The following is a 22,639-nucleotide window of genomic DNA, read 5'->3' as shown; positions in this document are numbered from 1 at the left end:
ATGGAGATGCTTGCGCTATTTACATGGTTAATACTTTCTTATGTATCCGGTTCTGACATTCATTTTCAGCAAGCGTATATAAATCAAATATTGGTTGATCCTTTCAATCTATCTTAACTCTTTGGCTCGACACTTGATCCTGAAACAGGCTTACAGAAGTCGTTTCGATTTCTGTGCTGTAGCACGAACTGTTTGGGTAGGGGTGCGAGAATGGATGATCTCCTTCGTGAGTTCCTGATGGAAACGAACGAGAGCCTTGATGTTGTTGATGTAGAGCTCGTCAAGTTCGAACAAGAACCGAATAACGCTCAGATTCTGGACAACATCTTCAGGCTGGTACACACAATCAAGGGAACCTGTGGTTTCCTTGGATTGCCAAGACTTGAATCATTGGCGCATGCGGCGGAAACGCTGATGGGCAAGTTCAGGGATGGCGTTGCTGTAACACCTGAGGCGGTCTCTCTGATCCTCGCCAGTATCGATCGCATTAAGGCGCTGCTGGAAGAGCTGGAAGCCAATGAAGGCACCGAGCCGGAAGGGGTTGATACAGACCTGATCTCGGAGCTTGAGAAAATGGCTCTGGGTGAGGCTGTCACCGTTCATGAAGCTCCGACGCCAGCTGCTGAACCAGAGCCTGAAGTTGAAGAGAATCTGAATATCCAGGTTGCTGAGCGTGAACTGAAGCCAGGCGAGGTTCCTCTGGATGAGCTTGAGCGGGTATTCCAGGAAACGCCTGGTCTTGACGGATTTGATCCGGATGCTTCTGCGAAGGAAGCTGCTGCGGAAGCCGTTGCTGATGCGGGCAGCCTGATGGCGGAAGCCGCCAAGATGGAAGCGGAAGCGGCTGCTGCACGCGAAAAGGCTGAGGCTGAGAAGAAGCCTGAAAAGGCCGCTGGCGACAAGAAGGGTGCCAGTGTTTCCAACCAGTCCATTCGTGTGAATGTCGAGACGCTTGAACATCTTATGACGATGGTGTCCGAGCTGGTGCTGACCCGAAACCAGCTGCTTGAAATTGTTCGCCGTCATGAAGATTCTGAATTTAAGGTGCCGCTGCAGCGTCTGTCCAATGTGACAGCCGAACTGCAGGAAGGCGTCATGCAGACGCGCATGCAGCCGATTGGCAATGCATGGCAGAAACTGCCGCGTATTGTACGCGACCTGGCTCAGGAACTTGATAAGCAGATCGAACTGGACATGGTCGGCGCTGAGACCGAACTTGACCGCCAGGTTCTGGATCTGATCAAAGATCCGCTGACCCACATGGTACGTAACTCTGCGGATCACGGTCTTGAAATGCCTGATGAGCGTCGCGCTGCTGGCAAGCCTGAAAAAGGTACAATCCGACTGGCTGCGTATCATGAAGGCGGTCATATCATCATCGAGATCGCTGATGATGGCCGGGGCCTCAATACGGACGCCATCAAAAAGAAAGCTGTCGAGAACGGTGTTGTCACGGAGGCTGAACTTGAAAAGCTGAACGACCAGCAGGTCAACAAGTTTATCTTTGCAGCCGGCTTCTCCACCGCCAAGGAAGTGACCAATGTTTCCGGTCGCGGTGTTGGCATGGATGTGGTCCGCAACAATATCGAGATCATTGGCGGCTCAGTCGATCTGAAGTCTATTCCCGGCAAGGGATCAACTTTCATGATCAAGATCCCGCTGACGCTGGCGATTGTGTCGACCCTGATTATCGAATCAGCCGGTGACCGTTTCGCAATTCCGCAGCTTTCCGTGGTTGAGCTGGTTCGGGTTCAGTCGAACTCCGATCTGAAGATCGAGCGGATTAAGGATACGCCGGTTCTGCGTTTGCGTAACAAGCTGCTGCCGCTCATCCATATGCGGGCTCTGCTTGATATCGAGCATCCGGATGCGATTGCCGGTGAGACGGATACCGAAACCCTGATGGCCAAGGATGAAGGTTTCATCGTGGTCATGCAGGTCGGCTCCCAGACATTCGGCATCGTTGTCGATGGCGTCTTCCACACTGAGGAAATCGTGGTCAAGCCGATGGCGACCATGCTGCGGCACCTGACGATGTTCTCAGGTAACACCATTCTGGGTGATGGCAGCGTGATCATGATTATTGATCCGAACGGTATTGCCCAGGCGGTTGGTTCCCATGTTGGCACTGATCTGGAAGAAATTGGCGATGAGCAGGAGAAAGTCTCCATTGCCGATAGCAACATGCTCTCCATGCTGCTCTTCCGTGCCGGGTCTTCGGAACCGAAAGCGGTGCCGTTGTCTCTGGTTACACGCCTTGAAGAGTTTGATGTGGAAACCATTGAACGCTCGACCGGACGTGACCTTGTTCAGTACCGCGGTGCCTTGATGCCGCTGGTCTATGTTGACCCGTCCGTGACGCTGAAGCAGGAAGGCACACAGCCGATGCTGGTGTTCACTGACGCCGGGCGCTCCATGGGCCTTGTGGTCGATGAAATCGTTGATATCGTCGAAGACAAACTCAACATTGAAGTCCAGTCCGACACAGCCGGTGTGCTTGGCTCTGCAGTGATCAAGGGCAAAGCGACTGAAGTGATCGATGTCGGGCATTATCTGCCGATGGCCTTTGAAGACTGGCTGCAGCGCAAGGAAATGTCTGAAGATGCGCTGACCAAGTCTCTGCTGTTTGTTGATGACTCGTCCTTCTTCCGGAACATGCTGGGTCCGGTTCTCAAGTCCGCTGGCTACTCCGTGACGATCTGTGCATCTGCCAAGGAGGCCATTGCGCATCTTGATGAAGGTCGCCACTTTGATGTGATCGTCAGCGATATCGAGATGCCGGAAATCAACGGATTTGAGTTTGCCGAGATCCTCCGCAGATCAGAACGCCTCCGCAATGTGCCAGTGATTGCTCTGTCCTCTCTCACATCGCCTGCGGCGATTGAGCGGGCGCGGCAGTCCGGCTTCAATGACTATGTTGCGAAGTTCGACAGACCAGGTCTGATCGCGGCGCTGAAAGAACAGACTGTTGAAATGGGGATGGCAGCATGAGTGACCACCAGAAAAATGCAATTGACGGTGAAACCACACAATATGTGACCGTGGTCATTTCTGACCAGCTGTTCGGACTTCCGATCGAGAAAGTCCATGATGTGTTCGTTCCCGAGAACATGACACGGGTGCCGCTGGCGCAGGCAGAAGTCGCAGGCGTGTTGAACCTGCGTGGACGGATTGTCACCGCAATCAACATGCGTGAAAGACTGAACGTTCACGAGGTTCTTGAAGGTGCCGGTCAGATGGCGGTCGGCATTGAATATAAAGGTGAATCGTACGGATTGATCATTGATCGTGTGGGTGAGGTTCTGACGCTTCCGGTATCCGGACGTGAGGCTAACCCGGCAAACCTTGATCCGCGCTGGGCTGAAATTTCAGCCGGTGTTCATCGTCTGGATGGCCAGCTTCTTGTCATTCTCGATGTGGAGCGGGTTCTTGGCGCCATGATCGATGCGATTGCCGCTTAACTGAAGTGCAGGTCAGGGAGACCTAAATGACACATTGTCTTGTAGTTGATGATTCGAGCGTCATCCGAAAGGTGGCCCGTCGTATCCTTGAAGATCTCAAGTTTGAGATTTCCGAGGCTGAAGATGGCCGCCAGGCGCTTGATCAGTGTCGCGACAACATGCCGGATGCCGTTCTGCTCGACTGGAACATGCCTGTCATGGACGGTCTGGAGTTTCTCAAGGCACTTCGAGCCATTGATGGTGGTGAAGCACCCAAGGTCGTCTTCTGCACGACGGAGAATGATGTGGCCCATATTGCAAAGGCCATTCGAGCGGGTGCCAATGAATACATAATGAAGCCGTTTGACCGCGAAATTGTTGAAGCAAAATTTCATGAAGTCGGCCTGATCTGAGCTTTGTGACAAACCTGGATTGATTAGATGGTAACCGGAACTTCTGGAGCAACCGCTGCTGCAACTGCGCAGGGGACTGACTCATTGCGTGTCATGGTCGTTGATGATTCCGTTGTCATTCGCGGTCTTATCGGGCGGTGGCTCGAAGAGGAGCAGGGCATCAGCGTTGTCGGCAGTCACCGCAACGGCAAGCTTGCTGTTGATGATGTAGACCGCTGTGAGCCCGATGTTATCGTTCTTGATATTGACATGCCGGAGATGGACGGCATGACAGCATTGCCGCTGTTGATCCAGAAGCGTCGCAATGTCGCTATTATCATGTCCTCAACCCTGACGCAGAGAAACGCGGAAATCAGCTTGCGTGCTCTGTCTCTGGGGGCAAGTGACTATATTCCGAAGCCGGAATCCAACAGTGAAATTTCCACCTCAGCGAGCTTCCGCAGAGATCTTACGGCTAAAGTGAAGACACTTGGTGCCCGGCGGCGCCAGCGGCTTGGCCTGGCACAGCCGGATTTTGGATCTACCAATGCTGCGCCGGGAAGGCCTGCAGCACCAGCTGCTCCCGCATCAGCGCGGGCGCCTGCTGCAGCCGCAACGTTACCCGGTCAGTCTGGCGCATCGGCGGCAATTTCTCTCCGGCCATATTCATCCGTTCGTCCGCGCGTTCTGGCGATTGGCAGTTCGACAGGCGGACCTCAGGCTCTGCAAACGGTGCTGAAGGGAATCTCCGCAACGGTTCTGCGGTCTGTTCCGATCGTGATTACCCAGCATATGCCGCCAACCTTTACCCGTATTCTCGGCGAGCACATCACCAAGGCAACCGGTGTGGAAGCACGGGAAGGTGAGCATGGCGAGCAGGTTCAGGCTGGTCGTATCTACATCGCGCCCGGCGGCCAGCATATGCTGATTAAATCGATCGGCGGCACGCCAACGATTGAACTGAATGACGGTCCTCCAGTGAATTTCTGTAAGCCGGCTGTTGATCCGATGTTCGAATCCATCACGGCTACCTATGGCAGTGCCATACTTGGTCTCATTCTGACCGGCATGGGACATGACGGTGCCCAGGGGGTCAAGATGATTGCCGGAGCTGGCGGGTCGGTCGTGACACAAGATGAAGAAACCAGTGTTGTCTGGGGTATGCCGGGCGCAGCGGCCCAAACCGGAATGTGCTCAGCCGTTCTGCCTCTGGACAAGATTGCAACAACAATAGAAACCGTTCTGAAGGGGGGACGGCCATGAATGCGACAGGATACAAGTTCCTTCAGGAATTCCTGAAACAGCGATCCGGTCTGGTGCTTGCCGATGATAAGCAGTACCTGATCGAGAGCCGTCTGATGCCGATCGCAAGGAAGGCCAATCTGGATTCTGTTGACACGCTAGCTGCAAAGATCAAGACGGATCCACGAGGGTCTTTGGCGGGTCAGGTTATCGAAGCGATGACGACGAATGAGTCGTTTTTCTTCCGTGATAAGACGCCGTTTGACAACTTTACGGATGTGATGCTGCCGGAGTTGATGGAAAAACGCCGGATGCAGAAGAAGCTGCGTATCTGGTGCGCTGCCGCCTCCACCGGTCAGGAACCGTATTCGCTTGGCATCTGTCTCAAAGAACTGGGTGCGAAGGCCTCGGGCTGGTCGTTTGAAATGATTGGTACGGATCTGTCCACCCAGGTTCTGGAGAAAGCAAAAAGCGGTGTTTATACCCAGTTTGAAGTGCAGCGTGGCCTGCCTATTCAGCTCCTGCTGAAATATTTCACCCAAGAAGGTGAGCTCTGGCGAATCAACCCGGATATGCGGGCGATGATTCAGTACCGGGTTCTCAATCTGCTGGACAGTTACACGTCGCTCGGAAAGTTTGATGTGGTGTTCTGCCGCAATGTCCTGATCTATTTTGATCAGGCCACGAAGATTGACATTCTGGAGCGGATTGCCAAGCAGATGCCAGAAGACGGGTATCTGGTCCTCGGTGCTGCTGAGACGGTGGTCGGTCTGACGGACCGGTTCAAGCCTGTGGCCGGTACGCGTGGGCTGTATTCCCTGGCCCCAGCCTCTTCTGATAAGAGCGAGCCACGGCCACTCCGGGCGATTTCAGGTGGACGTATCTGACCTGAAGGCAACATCGAATATCTAATGTTACAGACCGCCGGTTCTTCACAGGGCCGGCGGTTTTTGTTGTGCTATTCAAAATTCTCCGGTGGCTCCAGGCAAAGAAAAAGGCCGTGAAACTGTCACGGCCTTGATCAACTCTGGTCGAAAACGCTGTGTTTAAGCGCTCTCTTTCATCGACTCATCTTCCGGTTCGCGCAGCACATAACCGCGACCCCAAACCGTTTCGATGTAATTCCGTCCATCTGTTGCCGCAGCAAGTTTCTTGCGAAGCTTACAGATGAAGACGTCGATGATCTTCAGTTCTGGCTCATCCATGCCACCATAGAGATGGTTGAGGAACATTTCCTTGGTGAGGGTAGTTCCCTTCCGCAAGGACAGAAGCTCAAGCATCTGGTATTCCTTGCCGGTCAAGTGAACACGTTGGCCGTTCACTTCAACCGTTTTGGCGTCCAGGTTAACGGTCAGATCGCCGGTACGGATGACCGACTGAGCATGACCCTTGGAACGCCGTACAATGGCGTGAATTCTGGCGACCAACTCATCCTTGTGGAATGGTTTGGTCATATAGTCATCGGCTCCAAAGCCGAGACCACGCACCTTGTCTTCAATGCCTGCAAGACCGGACAAGATGAGGATAGGAGTCTTGACCTTGGACAGTCGCAGGGTTCTCAACACCTCATAACCGGACATGTCCGGCAGGTTGAGATCCAGCAGTATGATGTCATAATCATACAGCTTTCCAAGATCGACCCCCTCTTCACCGAGGTCGGTCGTGTAAACGTTAAAGCTCTCAGACTTGAGCATCAATTCGATGCTCTGTGCAGTGGCGCTATCGTCCTCAATTAATAGAACACGCATGCCAATCCCCTTATCTGCCTATCCTGGGCTTGGCGCACAGGCCAAGTAAGCGGCTGGCGCGAAAGGACTTCGGTTAACCCAATTATGAAACGCTACTTCCTAATGGTTAACAAAAACTGATTCGCGTCCGCAAGGGTTTCGGTCGATAAAGTGTATAATCCTGCCTAATCTGTTGAAAAGGCTGAAAAATCAGGTCGAAAAATTCTTAACATTTTACTTTAAGAAAAATTCTTAACTGATTCTTCGGACTCGTGCCTTCCCCGCCCTCGTGGTTCCGGCACTGGACTTCATCGACTTTAAGCCCTTATCAACTATCATTAACGCAGGTCGTAAACGAATCGTTACCAACGGGCAAAAAAGTTAACGGAAAGAGCGAATCGCTTGGACGGACTCATTCACACGATTGGACAGATGAAGACGACCCGGACGTTCGGGCGCGTTGTTTCCGTGCAGGGCCTGCTGGTTGAAATCGTTGGTCCGGTGCATGCCATGAGCATTGGTGCGCGTCTCGCTATTCGCTCCACCGGTGATCAGATTATCCAGGTGGAGGTGGTCGGTTTTGAGGGTGACAAGGCGCTTTGCCTTGCTTTTGCGCCACTTGAGGGGGTGCGCCGGGGATGTGAAGCCTATCTTGAGGCAGACGCCGCAACAGTCAGCCCCAGTGATCTGTGGCGGGGGCGGGTGCTCAATGCCATGGGTGAACCCATTGATGGAAAGGGGCCTCTGCTGAATGGGGCTGAGGCCTATCCATTGCGGGCTCAGCCACCGACGGCTCATTCGCGCGGGCGGGTCGGAGGCACACTTGATCTGGGTGTTCGGGCTCTTAACACTTTCGTGACCTGCAGTATCGGCCAGCGCATGGGGATCTTTGCAGGGTCCGGAGTTGGTAAATCTGTTCTGATGTCGATTCTTGCCCGGCATGCGCTCGCGGATACGATTGTTATCGGTCTGATTGGTGAACGTGGCCGAGAGGTGCAGGAATTCATTGAGGACGATCTGGGTGAAGAAGGTTTGAAGCGCAGCGTGGTGATCGTGGCCACGTCTGATGAAACACCGCTTATGCGCCGCCAGGCGGCCTACCTTACTCTGGCTGTCTCGGAATATTTCCGGGATCAGAAACTGAATGTTCTCTGTATGATGGACAGCGTGACCCGCTTTGCTCAGGCGCAGAGAGAGATTGGTCTGGCTGCCGGAGAGCCGCCGACCACGCGCGGATATACCCCTACCGTGTTCAGTGAATTGCCGCGTTTGCTGGAGAGAGCAGGGCCCGGACCAAAAGAATCTGGATCTATTACCGGACTCTTTACTGTTTTGGTGGAAGGTGATGATCATAACGAACCTGTGGCTGATGCAGTGCGTGGTATTCTGGATGGTCACATCGTTATGGAGCGGAGGATCGCTGAACGCGGACGCTACCCGGCAATTAATGTATTGAAGTCGGTTTCGCGTACGCTTCCCGGTTCTGCCGATCCGGATTTCTGGCCTGTTGTACAAGAGGCCAAGCGCCTGATGTCTGCTTATGCGGATATGGAGGAGTTGATCCGGCTCGGTGCGTATCGGAAGGGATCTGATGCAACGGTCGACAGGGCTCTTGAGTTGAACGATGCGTTTGAAACGTATCTGAGGCAAAGCAAGAGTGAGGCGGCCGCATCTCTTGAGGATGGCTATCGTCTTCTGCAGGAGATACTCGAGGATGGTGTTTGATTTGGGATCTCACGACTAGGAGTATTGAGTCATGAAGTCACGAGAGACCCTGATCCGCTTGAAGCGATTTCAAGTCGACGAAAAGCGGCGGCAGGTATCACAGATCGAAGTCATGATGGATGACTTCCAGCGTATGGCCAGAGAGCTCGATCAGCAGATTGTTGATGAGCAGGAAAAGGCCGGTATTCACGACGTGGCGCATTTTGCCTATCCGACCTTTGCGAAGGCCGCGATGCAGCGCCGAGACAATCTGCAGGTCTCCATTGATGACCTGAAAGCTCAGCTTGATCATGCTCAGGAAGAGCTCCAGGCAGCGGTTGAAGAACTGAAGAAGTTCGAACTGCTGGAAGCCCGTGACCAGGAACAGGCACGGCTGGAGCAGGAGCGGGTTGAACAGGCGTCAGTGGATGAAGTTGCCGCGCGGCGGGCTCGCTCAAGATAGGCTGCGTCAGGGCGTGTTTCTCTGACGTTTTGCAGTCCTGACGATGTTTCGTTCGATTGACTGATCTGGCTCCGGGCTATTATGAAGCCCGGGCAAGGGTGGATTCTACCCTTCGGTCGTATTGCGGGCCTGATACCATGATCAGCATTCTTCCTGTTATTCTTTTTGCGATCAGCGTGAGTTTCGGACTTGGCCTGGTGTTGCCGATCATGCGGCTGGACCGACTGCTGGTCTTCACAGAAGAGCCATCGCTTGTTCAGGTTATTCTGGGCCTGCATGCGGATGGGGAAGGTGGCCTGGCTCTGCTTGTCTTCCTGTTTTCCGTTCTGTTTCCCGGATTGAAGATCCTTGCGCTCTTTCTTGCGTCCTTTGAGCGCGCTCAGGCGCGCAAGGCACGGGCGCTGCGTCTCGTTTCTCTGGTCAGCAAATGGTCGATGATGGATGTGCTGCTTGTGGCACTGGTTATTTTCGCCGCCAAGACCAGTGGCCTTGCGGTTGCTTCATCCCAGATCGGATTGTGGTTCTACAGCGGCTCTGCAATCGGCGCAGCCTTGTGCAGTGTTCTTATCCGCCGGTAGGGCTTCAGTATTTCGAAGAACTGCAGATCTTGATGGTGTAACCATCAGGCAGACGGGTGTTCTCATCTCCACAAGCCACATCAAGCCGAGACTGGCTCAGGCCGCTTACATCTTCCAGATTGGCGCCGGAAAAATTGGTCTGCCGCATAATCGCGTAAGACAGATTAGCGTCCGTCAGATCGGTGTTTCTGAAATCACCATGGGACAGATCTGTATGGCGGAGATTGGCTCCGCGGAATGAGCCACCAGCCACCTTGATGCGGCTGAGGTCTGATCCACTTAGATCAGACCCGGAGAAGTTGGCGCGCGGACCATTTGCCCGCTCAAAATCGGATTTGACCAGTTTCGTATTGCTGAAATTGGCATCGGTGATGTCAGAACGCCGAAGATGAGCGTCCCGCATGTCTGCACCGGTAAATTGTGCCTTGCTTAAATTGGCCCCGGCCATATCCGCTGAGCGGAGATCGACACCATCAAGGAAACTCGCTTCTTCGAGGTTACATTTCTCCAGATCAATGCCGCGCATCTGGGCACCATCAAAGATGGCTTTAGTCAGAACGGACTTTTCAAACTCGGTGCGCCTCAGGTCTGCGCCCTTGAAATTCGCGCCGGGCAGTTTTGCCTCTTTCAAATCAGCTTCGCGAAAGATGACACCAGAGAAGTTGGCGTTCTTGATATTGACTTCCCTCAGGGTCATGAGGTTGAGGTCGCAATTCTCACATCCACCGGCAGCCAATACATCGGCGCGGTCCACGGCTGCTGCGGTACTTGTCAAAGCAGCGGTTATCAACGCAAAGACTGCGGTCTTCATCCAGATCTCCTCAGATCACTATCTGGGTTTTATATGGGGATGAATTTGACCATTTCATCCCTTGTTCGGGGCGAAAAACAGAGCTCCAGTTTACACCATACCTACCGTTTTCAGGCGCATTTTGGGGTGAACTTCATTTTGTGACATGACTGTTGTCATTGGGCGGAACCGCTCGACAATCGACCGGATGTAGGTCCGGGTGCCAGGACTTGTCAGCAGAACCGGAACTTCTCCCTGGAGAGCAGCGTCTTCATAGGCCTTGTGAACGACCTCCACAAACTCCTGGAGTTTTGAGGGTGCCATGGCAAGCTGACGGTCATCTCCTTCGCCAACCAGGGACTCCGCAAAGGCCATTTCCCAGTCCGGTGTCATGGCCAGGATTGGCAGATAACCACCCGGGGCTTGGCTGGCCGCGCAGATCTGACGGGCCAGACGACCTCTTACGTGCTCGGTGATTGACTGCAGATTGTTGGTAAAGCCGGTGGCTTCTGCAATGCCTTCGAGAATTGTCGGCAGGTCGCGGATAGAAACGCGCTCAGCTAGCAGCATCTGCAGGATACGCTGGATGCCGGAAATCGAAATCTGGCCCGGAACGATATCTTCCACCAGTTTCTGCTGCTCTGCCGGGATCTCCTTGAGCAGATTCTGTACGTCCGCGTAAGACAGAAGCTCAGGCATATGGCCCTTGATGAGTTCAGTGATATGAGTTGCAACAACCGTTGGCGCATCCACCACAGTGTAGCCTTTGATCGCCGCTTCTTCGCGCAGGCTGGCGTCAATCCAGGTGGCAGGCAGGCCGAAGGTGGGTTCGGTGGTTTTCTCGCCGGGCAGGGTGATCTCGTTGCCTTGCGGATCCATGACCATGAACTGATCCGGCTGGACCATACCGCGACCGGCTTCGACTTCCTTCACCTTGATGATGTAGTCATAGCGCGGCATCTGGACGTTATCGAGGATACGGACAGAGGGCATGATGAAGCCCATGTCAGTGGCCAACTGACGACGCAAAGCCTTGATTTGTTCGCTGAGGATATCCTGGCCGTTTTTGCCGTTAATCAGTGTCAGAAGCCCATAGCCAAGCTCAAGCCGGAGATCGTCCATCTTGAGTGTGTCGGTAATTGGCGGTTCCTTGGCCTCGGTTTCCACCAGAGCCTGCTCATCCTGAGCTTTCTTGAACGCGGCCTGAGCCGCTTCGGCCTTGTGCTGCTTGTCGGCATACCAGGCCAGCCAGCCAGCACCTCCTGCGAGAAAGAGAAACGGCAGCATAGGCATGCCTGGCAGGACCGACATGATGACCATCACAAAGGCGGACATGCCGAGCGCCTTGGGGTAGCCCGACAATTGTTTGACCAGAGCCTTGTCAGCTGCGCCGCTCACGCCGGCTTTTGAAACCAGCAGGCCAGCGGCTGTTGAAACGATGAGCGCAGGGATCTGGGATACAAGACCGTCGCCGACCGTCAGCAGCGTGTAGCTTTGTGCGGCTTCACCCATACTCAGGTCCTGCTGCGCAACGCCGATTATAATGCCGCCAATCACGTTGATGAAGGTGATCAAGAGGCCGGCAATGGCGTCACCGCGCACAAACTTCGAGGCACCGTCCATGGCACCGAAGAAAGCTGATTCATCTTCAAGGTTCTTACGGCGGGTGCGTGCTTCGTCTTCGTTGATGAGGCCAGCTGATAGGTCGGCATCAATCGCCATCTGTTTGCCGGGCATTGCATCCAGAGTGAAACGGGCTGCGACCTCGGCGATACGCCCGGAACCCTTGGTGATGACGATGAAGTTGACAATGATCAGGATAGCAAAAACGATGATCCCGATAACAAAATTGCCGCGCATGACAAAATTGCCGAAGGCTTCAATCACGTTTCCTGCGGCATGCGGGCCTTCATGGCCATAGGCGAGGATCAGTCGTGTTGATGCGAGGTTCAGTGCCAGCCGCATCATTGTTGCAATCAGCAGAACCGTTGGGAAGGCGGAGAATTCCAGTGGTGTCTGAATGAACAGTGAGGTCATCAGGATCAAGACGGAAAAGATGATCGAGATGGCCAGAAACAAGTCCAGAGCAGCAGCCGGAAGCGGCATGATGAGGACAACGAGAATAACCATGACGCCAAGCGCAAGGCCGATATCGCCGCGCTTTGAAATCATGTTCAGAATGCTGAACCCGCCCTGACCGCCTTCGCCTGCCGCTGTATCCGACATTTATTTGGATCCTGTTTCGATCGGAGATCTGGTTCTAGAAACCTGCAGCCATGCGGCTTTCGCCCGGAGCGGGAATCGATGCCCCGTCATCTGCGTAGATTTTGAGCTTGTTGCGCAGGGTGCGGATGGAAATACCAAGAATGTTGGCGGCGTGGGTCCGATTGCCGAGGCAATGATCCAGAGTATCAAGGATCAGCTCCTGTTCTACTGCGGCAACGGTCCGGCCCACCATGCTGCGGGTTACGGCTTCTGCGGTCAGCACCACTTGAGCCGCCGGGCCTGTGGCCGTTCCGATCATCACGTCGTCCAGACGACTGCCGTCGGGGCTGCGGATGGCTTCCGGGCCAATCTCGTCTCCCATGGCCAGAAGAATGGCACGGTGCATGGTGTTTTCAAGTTCACGCACATTGCCGGACCAGCGACCGGCTGACAGTTGCCGTTTGGCGTCAAGCGAGATAGTCCGTGGCGGCAGCCCGTTGGCTTTCGCATATTTGCGCACAAAATGATTGGCCAGTGTGATGATGTCTTCGGGTCGGTCGCGCAAGGCCGGAATATTGAGGTTCACCACATTCAGCCGATAGAGCAGATCTTCGCGGAATGTACCGTTCTGGACCTCTTCCGCCAGATTGCGGTTGGAGGTGGCAATGATCCGGATATTGACCTTGACCGGCTTCGTTCCGCCAACCCGGTCAACAACCCGTTCCTGAATGGCGCGCAGCAGCTTTGCCTGCAGACGTACATCCATTTCGCTGATTTCATCCAGTAGCAGTGTACCGCCATCAGCTTCTTCGAACTTGCCGATACGGCGTGCTATCGCACCGGTAAAAGCACCTTTCTCGTGACCGAAAAGCTCAGACTCGAGCAGGTTTTCGGGAATGGCGGCGCAGTTGACAGAGATGAACGGTTTGCTGGCTCGCGTAGATTTCTTGTGGACGTGACGGGCGAGGACTTCCTTGCCGGTGCCGGATTCGCCGGTGATCAGAATACTGGCTTCTGATGGTGCCACCTGCTCGGCCAGCTGAACAACAGAAGCCATTGCCGCATCGCGGACGATCAGGGCGCTGTCATCGTCGGAAACCGCGGCCAGAACAGCTGCAATGATTTCCGGATCAGGCGGGAGAGAGACATATTCCTTGGCACCGGCCCGGATTGCGGCAACCGCTGCATGGGCATCGGCTTCTGTACCGCAGGCAATAACAGGCACATGAATATGCTCGTTGGACAAGCCTTCGATCAGCTGCCCGATATCCAGATTGACATCGACCATGACAAGATCGGCACCCCGACCTGACCGGAGCGTTTCAAGCCCCTGATTGACAGACATGGCCTGCATGACTTTGGCACCACGATCCATGGCGATCTTGGTCGCCGCGGACAACTGGCCCTGAAGTGTTCCAACGATCAGCAGTCTCATCTCTTTTACTCCGTCATCGTCATTGCGGTCTTGGCAGCCCCGAAGGGCGCTTACTTATCGGTCTTGATAATTTCGGTCATGGTGATGCCGAGTTGCTCTTCCACAAGCACCACTTCACCACGGGCCACGAGCCGGTCATTCACATAGATATCAATGGCTTCGCCCACCTTGCGGTCCAGCTCAAGCACATTGCCGGTATCGAGCTTCAGGAGCTCTGCCACTTTCATGCGGGCGTGCCCCAGTATGGCAGAAACCTTGACTGGAACGTCAAAGACCGCCTCCAGCTCGGACGCGCCGTGCTGACCTTCATTGTCTTCGCCGGGTTCACCGGTTGTCGTATCCGGCACCTGTTCTTCCAGGGGGATTTCGTCTGCTTCACTCATGCCTATTCTCCAAGCGTCTCAGCGTTGCCATCTGTTGATGGCTCATCTTCAGACGCGTTCTGGCCAAGTGCCTCTTCTTTGGCGTCAAAATAGTGGTCGATAGAATTCTTGATCTGCTCTTCAAGCGCTGCCATGTCGCGAATGATGCCGCCATCAGCCCATTCGATCCGGCAATCCCCGGCGTCAAGGTCAGGCTCGCCAATCACCATCAGGCGTCCGCTTAAACCCCGTTCCTGTGCCATGGCTTCAAGCGTGTCACGCAGCCGGTCTGCCAGGTCGGCTGCTAGCCGTATCGCCAGGTGCGGTGTTGTCCGCAAGGGGCCAAGGCACTCACTCAGAAGTGCCTCTATCTCGGCTTCCGGTTGCCGCGCAACAAGTTCTGTTGCCAGTGTCTGTGCGACCTTGAACGCAAGAGCAGCGGCTTCTTTCTCGGTGCGCAGACGATCTGCGTCAATCGCGGCCATGACAGACTGTGCCGCATCGGCCAACCGGGCCGCTTCCGCTGCAAGACTGTGCGCTGCCTGGCTTTCCTCAGCGGTCCGGCCTTCTTCAAGACCTTTCAGACGTCCCTGCTCAAAGGCAGTCTCTCGGGCCTGTTCCAGAAGCTGTTCATGCTTGGCCAACTCAATGGTTGGCACGACAATCTCTTCTTCTTCAACCTCGACCACAGGTTCGGGATCCGGCTCTGGCGGAGCCGCAAAATCCAGTTCAAAGAGATAGCGTGCAGGTTTTGTCATGATCAGTAAACCAGCTCGTCGTCGCCGTTATTCTTCATGATGATCAGCTCACCCTTGGCCGCCAGATCCTTGGCGATATTGACCATGGTGCCCTGGGCTTCATCCACGTCCCGCAGCCTGATCGGTCCCATGGCTGCCATGTCTTCTTCAAGCAGAGCGGCGGCGCGGGTGGACATGTTGGAGAAAAAGAATTCTCGCACACTCTCGTTTGCACCCTTGAGGGCGACAGAGAGGAGGTCTTTTTCCACGTTCCGAAGAAGTGTCTGGACGCTGCCGGTATCCAGCTTGCCGAGATCGTCGAATGTGAACATCAGCGTCTTGATCTTGTCGGCGCTGTCGCGGTTTTCCTCTTCGAGAGCTGTAATGAACCGCGCCTCGGTCTGACGGTCGAAATTGTTGAAGATTTCAGCCATCAGCTCGTGGGAGTCCCGGCGGGTGGTGTGTGACAGGTTGGACATGAATTCGACACGCAATGTCTGTTCCACCTTGTCGAGAACATCCTTCTGGACGGCATCCATGCGCAGCATGCGGTTGACCACTTCGAGGGCGAAGTCTTCGGGCAGGATTCCAAGCACACGGGAGGCATGATCCGAGCGGATCTTGCTAAGGACCACGGCAACGGTCTGCGGATATTCGTTCTTGAGATAGTTGGCGAGAACGGTTTCCTGAACGTTTGAGAGCTTTTCCCACATGTTTCGGCCAGCGGGGCCGCGAATTTCTTCCATGATGGTGCTGACCCTGTCTTTCGGCAGGAAGGACTGCAGCAGGCGCTCTGTGGAATCGTAGTTGCCCATGACGGCACCCTTGGAGGTGAGGGCCGTTACGAAGTCGACAAACAGCTCATTGAGCATGTCGCCGGTTACCGGGCCGAGCTTCGCCATTGCCGTGGAAACCTGCTTCACTTCCATATCATCGAGCCGATCCCAGATCGGTGAACCATACTGTTCGCCAAGTGCCAGAAGGAGAACGGCAACGCGTTCCGGGCCTACCAGTTCCCGATCTTCTGCGCCTTGCTGGACTACCAGTGCACCTGCGGACATGTGATGTTTCCCTAGGCTGGTTCGGCTTCAAGAAGCCAGTTGCGGATCAGCTTGACAGCTTCGTCCGGATTGTCGGCCACCAGATCACCGATCTGGCGAATGGAACCGGCCTGCACTTCACCCTGTGCGATGGCAAGCTCGATGGCGGAACCCATCGGGTTCTCAAGTTTTTCTACATCCTGGGCTGTGGCCGGAACGGATGTGACAGTACCGTCCTCCTGGACAATCTGGCGGACAACGGTGCCATCTTCCTGGACGATCAGTTCACCCTCTGGAGCGCCTTCTGCACCTTCTTCTGTTTCTTCGGCACCAATGGCGCGTTTCAGCAATGGCCGGACCACGACAAAGACTACGATCAGGGTCATCAGCAGGATGACACCAAGCTCGATCAAATAGAGAAGATCAGATCGGGTGAAATCAAACAGGCCCGGCTCTTCGAGGCCAGCAAGATTGGTTGACGGGCCTTCTGCGAACTGCAGATTGACCACTTCCACGGTATCGCCGCGTGTCTGCTGAAAACCGATAGCGGTTCTGACCAGAGAGGCAATCTGATCAAGCTGTTCCTGAGGGCGAGGGGCGTATTCCAGCGCGCCGTCTGCATTCTGTGTGTAAACGCCGTCCACAAGCACAGCGACCGAGATACGTTCGATCTGTCCGGCTTCCTTGATCTCCGTCTTGGTGGTGCGGGAGATCTCGTAGTTGACGGTTTCCTCTTCTGTATTGCTGGCTTCCTGGGATCCGCCGCCATTGGCGTCGGCGCCAGCATTGGGCAACTGGTTGCCTGCGGTGACCTGGTCGTTGTCTGCGCCTTCGGTTGATGAGGCGTTTTCGGTCTTGGACTGCTGGGACCGGACAACCTGGCCATCGGGATCATAGATTTCCTGGCTTTCGGTCAGGCGGTTATAGTCGAGCTGCGCTGTGACTTTGACACGGGCGCGGTCTGGCCCGACGACTGATGAAATGATCTGCTCGATCTGAGACTGCAGCTTGCCTTCGATCTTGGTCTGACGCTCCTCAAGAGATGAGGCGATCAGGCCGTTATCCTCGTCGCCGGTGCCGGCTGCCAGAAGACGGCCGCTGCCGTCAACGATTGAAACGCGGGTTGGCTTCAGGCCTTCGACGGCAGAAGAAACCAGATGCTGGATGGCTCTGATCTGAGATGTGTCCAGCGTGCCACGAATATCGAGAACGATAGAAGCGGTGGGCTCCTTTTTGTTTCTCTCGAACAGCTGGCGCTCAGGAATGACAAGGTGAACGCGGGCAGACCGGATGCGTCTTAGTGAGCGGATGGTTCGGGCCAGCTCGCCTTCCATCGCCCGGAGGTGGTTCATATTCTGGACGAAGCTTGTCGTGCCGAGGGCGTTGGATTTGTCGAAAATTTCGTAACCAATGCCGCCGCCTGTGGGCAGACCCTGTTCAGCAAGGGTCATGCGGAGGCGAAGAACCTGATCATCCGGTACTACAATGGTGGTGCCACCTGCCCGGAATTCAAACGGGACAGCAGCGCTTTCGAGCTCATTGGTAATTTGAGTTGCATCGTCAAATGACAGATCTGTGTAGAGCGGGGTCATCCGTGGTTCGGCGACCCGCATCATGATGAAGGCGAAGAAGCCGACCAAGAGAGCCGCAACAACACCCATCGCGGCAAGCCGCGCTGGTCCAAGTTGTTTAAGAAACTCTAGAAAATCCTTCACGTTCCACCTGACGCGTTGCCCCCGATAAGTGGTTGGTCGAACCCGCCTAAGGGGATTGTATGAGGGCGAAGCGAACCCGACCAACCGCTAGGCAAGAATTTCCTAGAGGATGGTAAACAAGTGGTTAACGGCTCTTAACGAATGGTAACCTCACGCCATATCACCAAGCTGTGAATGGCGTAAAACAGCCAATTCAGGCGCGGAAAAAAATTCCGTCCGATCTGTGTATAAAAAGCATGTTGCAGAATAGAAAAAACGCCCGGCCTTTTCAGGCGGGCGTTAATCCCTTCAGGCTCCTGCCAGATCGTCTAGTGACGATACTGCTGGATGCGCGTCGTGCGCAGGCCGGCAAGACCGTGCCTGTTGATGGACGCTTGCCAGGACAGGAATTCCTCCACAGTCAGCGTGTAGCGCTCACAGGCTTCCTCGAGGCTCAAGAGACCCCCGCGGACAGCAGCCACTACTTCTGCTTTGCGTCGGATTACCCAACGTTTGGTATTGGCCGGGGGGAGGTCCGCAATTGTCAGCGGGCTTCCGTCCGGTCCAAGGACATATTTTACTCGCGCACGAGCTTGATCGGTCATCGTACTCTCACACTCTACCCTGACCTATGAGTGTGATCGTAACCGACGGGCCTTAAATTTTACCTAAACCGTTAGAAAGGATTCGGTAAGAATTTGTTTTGTCTTGAAAACATCGCCTGCCTCCTTGCTGAGAGGCGGCAAACCAGGGGTGGCTTAGCTTCCTGTGGCGACAGACTGGATCGTTGTCAGCGGGACCTGGGCGCTGCCGACAGTCAGCTCCGGTGGAGACTTGGTAACATCGACTTTTGATACGGTACCGCTGATCTCCGTGCTGACATCTATAGGTAGACCATTGCTGTCCCGACCTATGACCTCCAGCCGATAAGTGCCTTCCGGAGCGAATTCACCATCATCGTTCTTGCCATTCCAGACAAAATTCTGTTGCCCTTCCTTGATGGAGATCTTCTGCTCAAAGACTATGTCCCCGCGGGCATTTACGACAGCAACCAATCCGTCGTCGGTTGCCTCATCTGATTCAAATGTCCATTGGGCACGTCCCTCATCCAGAGTGGCACGGGAGCCATCTGCGGTGATCGTGCGGCCCACATAATTGATGATGGAAGAGGCAAACTGCGTGGCTGAGGCTGTGATCAGAGAATCAAGCTTGTCGTTGGTCTGGATCTGCTGCTCAATGGCGGTGAACTGGGTGAGCTGCTGGGTGAACTGTTCCGCTTCAAGCGGTTCGAGCGGATTCTGGTTCTGCAATTGCGTCGTCAGCAATGTGAGAAATGTATCCAGATCGGCGGCTAACCTCGTCTGAGAAGAAGAGGTCTGGCCGTTGCCTGCCGGATTGGTTGATGAAATTTCCATTGCTGCTCACCTTGTGCTGTGGCTGGCGGATCAGATTGAGATATCCAGAAGACTTGAACTGGCTGGTCGTGCGGCTCGTGCCGCTGTCTGATCAGTAAGTGACTGGGTGTCGTCTGATGAGGCCTGCCCATCATTGCCACCCTGCTGGTCTGTGTTGTCGCCGAATGCGGAAGCCGTGTCATTGCCATCACTGAGCGAGAAGGACAGGCCGTCCTGCTTTACGTTAACTCCGGCTTCTGCCAGAGAGCGCTCAAGTGCGCGTGAATCCCGGAGCATCATGTCGAGGGTTTCGGACCGCTCAACGAACAGATGCGCCATCACATTGCCATCCCGGTCAAACCGGAGCGTGACGTCAACGCGACCCAGTTCGACCGGATTGAGCTTGATATTGAACTTGCTGCTGCCGTCAAGAATCTGCCGCTGGATCTGTGTCGTCAGTTGATTGGCAACTGTTTCAGGCAGCTGGGCAGGGCGGTTGGTGTCGGCGACCCTTGCAGAAGCCGTTGCTGCATCAAGTTTTGTCTGTGCTTGCTGGGCTTCGGCTGCAGCCTGATCTCCAGGCAGGAAGCTGTCCAATGCAGAGAGAGCGGATGGGGCTGCTGACTGAGTGTTGGTCCCTTGTGATGTCAGCGATTGCTCGACCGTCTGGGTGGTTGTTGTTGCGAGTTTCGCGGATGTTGTATCAGAATTTGCGCGGGAAAGTGCCGTTTTGAAGGCTGTATCAGCTGTTGTGGCTCGTCCTTCTCCGTCGTCTGACAGAGAGGCGTCGCCGCCAAGGTCAGCGTTGCCTGCATCAGATGCCGCCGGATTTGGACCGTTCCCCTGTGTTGCAGGTTTCACAGCGTTGACCAGAGCTGCCTGACGGGCACCATCAAGAGGCTGTCTTGCCTGCTCAGACTGTGCGGCAGGGTTTAACGGCTGCTGTTGTGCTGCAGCGCCATCAGATGCTTCTGAATCAGATTTCAGCGTTCCAGTTACGCCAGTCTGTTCCGTCTCCGCCAGAAGCGCTGCTTCAGGATTTGCCTGTTCTACGCTCTCTTCGGTGGTCGTCAGTGTTGGCTGACTCGTGTCTTTCAGTGATGTCTGAGTTGCCGGATCCTTCGGCAGATTCTGCAGGTGACGTTCCAGATGGCGTGCGAGCTGCGGTGGCAAGCCGGTAAGGCCAGGATAGGCTGCCTCGGCGCTTTCACCTGATACTTCCGTGTTGCTCTGGGTCGCGGCATTCGTCGCTGTGTCAGTCTTGGCCTGAAGCTGCAGGACTGGAGATGCATAGACAGGTGTCTTTGCGGACTGCTGACCCGTGTTGCTGTTCAGGGCAATGTCTTGCGTGTCGCCAGCGGTTGATTGAGCGGCGACAGCCTGGTCTGGTGTCTTGATTTCAGGTGACGGCTGGAGCGGCAACTGAGCCTGACCTGGGGCCGGTTTTTTCCGGGGTGAGGGCTGTTCCCCTGAAATGCTGCTTCCTGTTCCAGTTTCCCGCTTTGCCTGAAGGAAAGCTTCAAAGGAGGAGATGCTATCCTGATTTGCCTGATCTGCGCCGATCTGGCCTGTGCCGATCTGGCCTGTACTGGCCTGGTCTTTATTGATCTGGGTATTGCCTGAAGGAGACGTAGCTGTGCCGTCTGCTCCGGCCAACGGATTTACCGTTGCCGTTGAGGGCGATGAGGAGGGGAGGCCGGTCCCGGGTGCAAGTAATAGGCTCACGCGATGCTCACTCGACTGCAAAACAGATTGGTCACAACATGTAAGCAAGAGGCGGGCCAATTTTGTTTTATGCTTAATGCATTGTAAAAATTGATAAAAATTTTGCACTATGCGAACGCGCTGTGTGTGGCGAGGCAAGTCGAGGTCAAAAATTTCCACTTGCCCGGCAGTTCTTGCCGCCTGGTTGGATGGTCTTCGCTTTGTGGCTATGACGCGGGGATTTGGCTGGTATGCAAATCTTCGGCTAGCGGATCCGGTAAAATTTCACTATTTATGTCGGACTGTGCGCAAGGCAGATTAATTTCGGATCTGCCTGTGCCTGGCCTTTAGGAAACATGAGACCCGAGATCGCCATATGACCGATCAGATTAACAGCCTCGGCCTGAAAAGCCGCCCTGAGGATACGCGCGTGGTTGTCGCCATGTCGGGCGGGGTGGATTCCTCTGTTGTGGCTGGTCTCCTGCAGCGGCAGGGCTATGATGTGGTCGGGATTACATTGCAGCTCTACGATCATGGAGCCGCGGTACATCGCAAAGGAGCCTGCTGCGCGGGGCAGGATATTCATGATGCCCGTCGTGTAGCCGAAACACTCGGTATTCCCCATTATGTGCTGGACTATGAAAGCCGGTTCCGCGAAACGGTGATTGAGCAGTTTGCGGACAGCTATCTGGCCGGGGAAACCCCGGTGCCGTGTATCAACTGCAATCAGACGGTCAAGTTCAAGGATCTGCTTGAGACTGCCAAGAATCTCGGTGCCGATGTGCTGGCAACGGGGCACTATATCCGGACTGAACCGGTGGATGGGCATTATGGCATGTTCCGGCCGGTGGATCTGGATCGGGACCAGAGCTACTTCCTCTTTGCGACCACACAGGAGCAGCTGGATTTTCTGCGCTTTCCGCTTGGTGGCATGACCAAGCCGGAAACCCGTGAGCTGGCGCATGAGTTCGGGCTGGAGATTGCAGACAAGCATGACAGCCAGGATATCTGTTTCGTGCCGGACGGACGCTATACGGACATCATTCGCAAACTGCGTCCCGAGGCCGGGGATCCCGGTGAAATTGTGCATCTGGATGGACGTGTTCTCGGCACACATGACGGCATTATCAACTTCACCATTGGCCAGCGGCGCGGTATTGGTGTTGCCATCGGTGAGCCGCTTTATGTGGTGCGACTGGAACCGGAACAGCGCCGGGTGATTGTCGGCCCTTATGAAGCGCTTCTGACCCATACGATCCGCCTCAGGGATGTGAACTGGCTGGGCGATCAGGATATCCCTGAAGAGGGCCTGCAGATTTTCGCCAAAGTCCGCTCCACGCGCCCGCCAACACCAGCTCGTCTTGCGTGTGAGGGCGGTGTCTATTCTGTCACGCTCACGAGCGGAGAGGCCGGGGTAGCCCCGGGGCAGGCTTGTGTCTTCTATGATGATGAGGGGGATGCTGCACGGGTTCTGGGTGGTGGCTGGATCGATGGCACTGATGCTTCAAACGGCGGCCTGACTATGTCGGAGCCCGCCTTTTCGAACGCGGCCCAGTAATTCGCATAAGCCTCTGTTTGTATGCGAACTTAATGGCCGGAATGGTTCCTGTTTCGGTGGATTTTCCACTCCATGATGTCGTCAGGGAGCGCTTCTCATCGCTAGATCAAGCCGCGTTCTTTCCCTTGCTGAATGGACCGGAGAAGCGCCATTCAGCGATTCAACAAAGACCGT

General features: G+C 55.0%; 20 protein-coding genes. 9 read left to right on the top strand and 11 right to left on the bottom strand.

What is annotated here, in order from left to right:
• The first annotated feature begins 210 nt into the window (after positions 1–210).
• From RA157_RS03735 to RA157_RS03715, 5 genes are read left to right on the top strand one after another with little or no spacing between them, the layout of a single operon-like run.
• A complete protein-coding gene (locus RA157_RS03735; RefSeq protein WP_350335135.1) occupies positions 211–2,991 on the top strand; it encodes a hybrid sensor histidine kinase/response regulator in 2,781 nt (926 codons plus the stop codon).
• On the top strand, positions 2,988–3,461 hold the full coding sequence (locus tag RA157_RS03730) for a chemotaxis protein CheW (protein WP_350335134.1): 474 nt from the start codon (positions 2,988–2,990) through the stop codon (positions 3,459–3,461). The genes RA157_RS03735 and RA157_RS03730 overlap by 4 nt, the downstream gene beginning before the upstream one ends.
• 26 nt (positions 3,462–3,487) lie before the next feature.
• Positions 3,488–3,853: a response regulator gene (locus RA157_RS03725; RefSeq protein ID WP_350335133.1), complete on the top strand. Its 366-nt coding sequence runs from the start codon at positions 3,488–3,490 to the stop codon at positions 3,851–3,853.
• A 27-nt stretch (positions 3,854–3,880) separates the two neighbouring features.
• The gene (locus RA157_RS03720; RefSeq protein WP_350335132.1) at positions 3,881–5,095 is read left to right on the top strand and encodes a protein-glutamate methylesterase/protein-glutamine glutaminase; all 1,215 of its coding nucleotides are present in this window, start codon (positions 3,881–3,883) and stop codon (positions 5,093–5,095) included.
• Positions 5,092–5,961, top strand: a complete 870-nt coding sequence (locus tag RA157_RS03715) for a CheR family methyltransferase (protein ID WP_350335131.1) — start codon at positions 5,092–5,094, stop codon at positions 5,959–5,961. The genes RA157_RS03720 and RA157_RS03715 overlap by 4 nt, the downstream gene beginning before the upstream one ends.
• Before the next feature lie 159 nt (positions 5,962–6,120).
• Here the strand turns inward: RA157_RS03715 and ctrA are convergent, their stop codons facing one another.
• Positions 6,121–6,822, bottom strand: coding sequence for a response regulator transcription factor CtrA (gene ctrA / locus RA157_RS03710; RefSeq protein ID WP_350335130.1), 702 nt, complete (start codon positions 6,820–6,822; stop codon positions 6,121–6,123).
• 381 nt (positions 6,823–7,203) lie between these two features.
• Between ctrA and fliI the strand changes: the two genes are divergently transcribed.
• The 3 genes from fliI to RA157_RS03695 all read left to right on the top strand — a co-directional run bounded on the left by fliI (position 7,204) and on the right by RA157_RS03695 (position 9,546).
• Positions 7,204–8,526: a flagellar protein export ATPase FliI gene (fliI, locus tag RA157_RS03705; RefSeq protein ID WP_350335129.1), complete on the top strand. Its 1,323-nt coding sequence runs from the start codon at positions 7,204–7,206 to the stop codon at positions 8,524–8,526.
• Positions 8,527–8,557: 31 nt separating this feature from the next.
• On the top strand, positions 8,558–8,968 hold the full coding sequence (gene fliJ / locus RA157_RS03700) for a flagellar export protein FliJ (protein WP_350335128.1): 411 nt from the start codon (positions 8,558–8,560) through the stop codon (positions 8,966–8,968).
• Between the two features lie 137 nt (positions 8,969–9,105).
• Positions 9,106–9,546: a paraquat-inducible protein A gene (locus RA157_RS03695; protein WP_350335127.1), complete on the top strand. Its 441-nt coding sequence runs from the start codon at positions 9,106–9,108 to the stop codon at positions 9,544–9,546.
• Between the two features lie 4 nt (positions 9,547–9,550).
• Here the strand turns inward: RA157_RS03695 and RA157_RS03690 are convergent, their stop codons facing one another.
• The 10 genes from RA157_RS03690 to RA157_RS03645 all read right to left on the bottom strand — a co-directional run bounded on the left by RA157_RS03690 (position 9,551) and on the right by RA157_RS03645 (position 20,928).
• Positions 9,551–10,357: a pentapeptide repeat-containing protein gene (locus tag RA157_RS03690; protein WP_350335126.1), complete on the bottom strand. Its 807-nt coding sequence runs from the start codon at positions 10,355–10,357 to the stop codon at positions 9,551–9,553.
• A gap of 90 nt (positions 10,358–10,447) precedes the next feature.
• Positions 10,448–12,562, bottom strand: a complete 2,115-nt coding sequence (flhA, locus tag RA157_RS03685; RefSeq protein ID WP_434058467.1) for a flagellar biosynthesis protein FlhA — start codon at positions 12,560–12,562, stop codon at positions 10,448–10,450.
• 34 nt (positions 12,563–12,596) lie between these two features.
• Positions 12,597–13,976: a sigma-54-dependent transcriptional regulator FlbD gene (gene flbD, locus RA157_RS03680; protein WP_350335125.1), complete on the bottom strand. Its 1,380-nt coding sequence runs from the start codon at positions 13,974–13,976 to the stop codon at positions 12,597–12,599.
• 50 nt (positions 13,977–14,026) lie between these two features.
• Positions 14,027–14,359, bottom strand: coding sequence for a flagellar motor switch protein FliN (gene fliN / locus RA157_RS03675; RefSeq protein ID WP_350335124.1), 333 nt, complete (start codon positions 14,357–14,359; stop codon positions 14,027–14,029).
• Between the two features lie 2 nt (positions 14,360–14,361).
• Positions 14,362–15,096: a FliH/SctL family protein gene (locus RA157_RS03670; RefSeq protein WP_350335123.1), complete on the bottom strand. Its 735-nt coding sequence runs from the start codon at positions 15,094–15,096 to the stop codon at positions 14,362–14,364.
• A gap of 2 nt (positions 15,097–15,098) precedes the next feature.
• Positions 15,099–16,136: a flagellar motor switch protein FliG gene (fliG, locus tag RA157_RS03665; RefSeq protein WP_350335122.1), complete on the bottom strand. Its 1,038-nt coding sequence runs from the start codon at positions 16,134–16,136 to the stop codon at positions 15,099–15,101.
• Positions 16,137–16,147: 11 nt separating this feature from the next.
• Positions 16,148–17,830, bottom strand: a complete 1,683-nt coding sequence (gene fliF / locus RA157_RS03660; protein ID WP_350335121.1) for a flagellar basal-body MS-ring/collar protein FliF — start codon at positions 17,828–17,830, stop codon at positions 16,148–16,150.
• 308 nt (positions 17,831–18,138) lie between these two features.
• A complete protein-coding gene (sciP, locus tag RA157_RS03655; protein ID WP_350335120.1) occupies positions 18,139–18,414 on the bottom strand; it encodes a CtrA inhibitor SciP in 276 nt (91 codons plus the stop codon).
• A gap of 153 nt (positions 18,415–18,567) precedes the next feature.
• On the bottom strand, positions 18,568–19,224 hold the full coding sequence (locus tag RA157_RS03650) for a flagellar hook assembly protein FlgD (RefSeq protein WP_350335119.1): 657 nt from the start codon (positions 19,222–19,224) through the stop codon (positions 18,568–18,570).
• 30 nt (positions 19,225–19,254) lie between these two features.
• A complete protein-coding gene (locus RA157_RS03645; RefSeq protein WP_350335118.1) occupies positions 19,255–20,928 on the bottom strand; it encodes a flagellar hook-length control protein FliK in 1,674 nt (557 codons plus the stop codon).
• 355 nt (positions 20,929–21,283) lie between these two features.
• Here RA157_RS03645 and mnmA point away from each other — a divergent pair, with 355 nt between their 5' ends.
• Positions 21,284–22,465 (top strand): tRNA 2-thiouridine(34) synthase MnmA, encoded by a 1,182-nt coding sequence (gene mnmA, locus RA157_RS03640; RefSeq protein ID WP_350335117.1) that lies wholly within the window; start codon positions 21,284–21,286, stop codon positions 22,463–22,465.
• The last annotated feature ends 174 nt before the right edge of the window (positions 22,466–22,639 follow it).

It is taken from the genome of Coralliovum pocilloporae (genome assembly GCF_030845175.1).
Lineage (GTDB): Bacteria > Pseudomonadota > Alphaproteobacteria > Rhizobiales > Cohaesibacteraceae > Coralliovum > Coralliovum pocilloporae.
The sequence above is the reverse complement of the archived record's forward strand: the minus strand, read 5'-3'. Positions and strand labels throughout refer to the sequence as shown.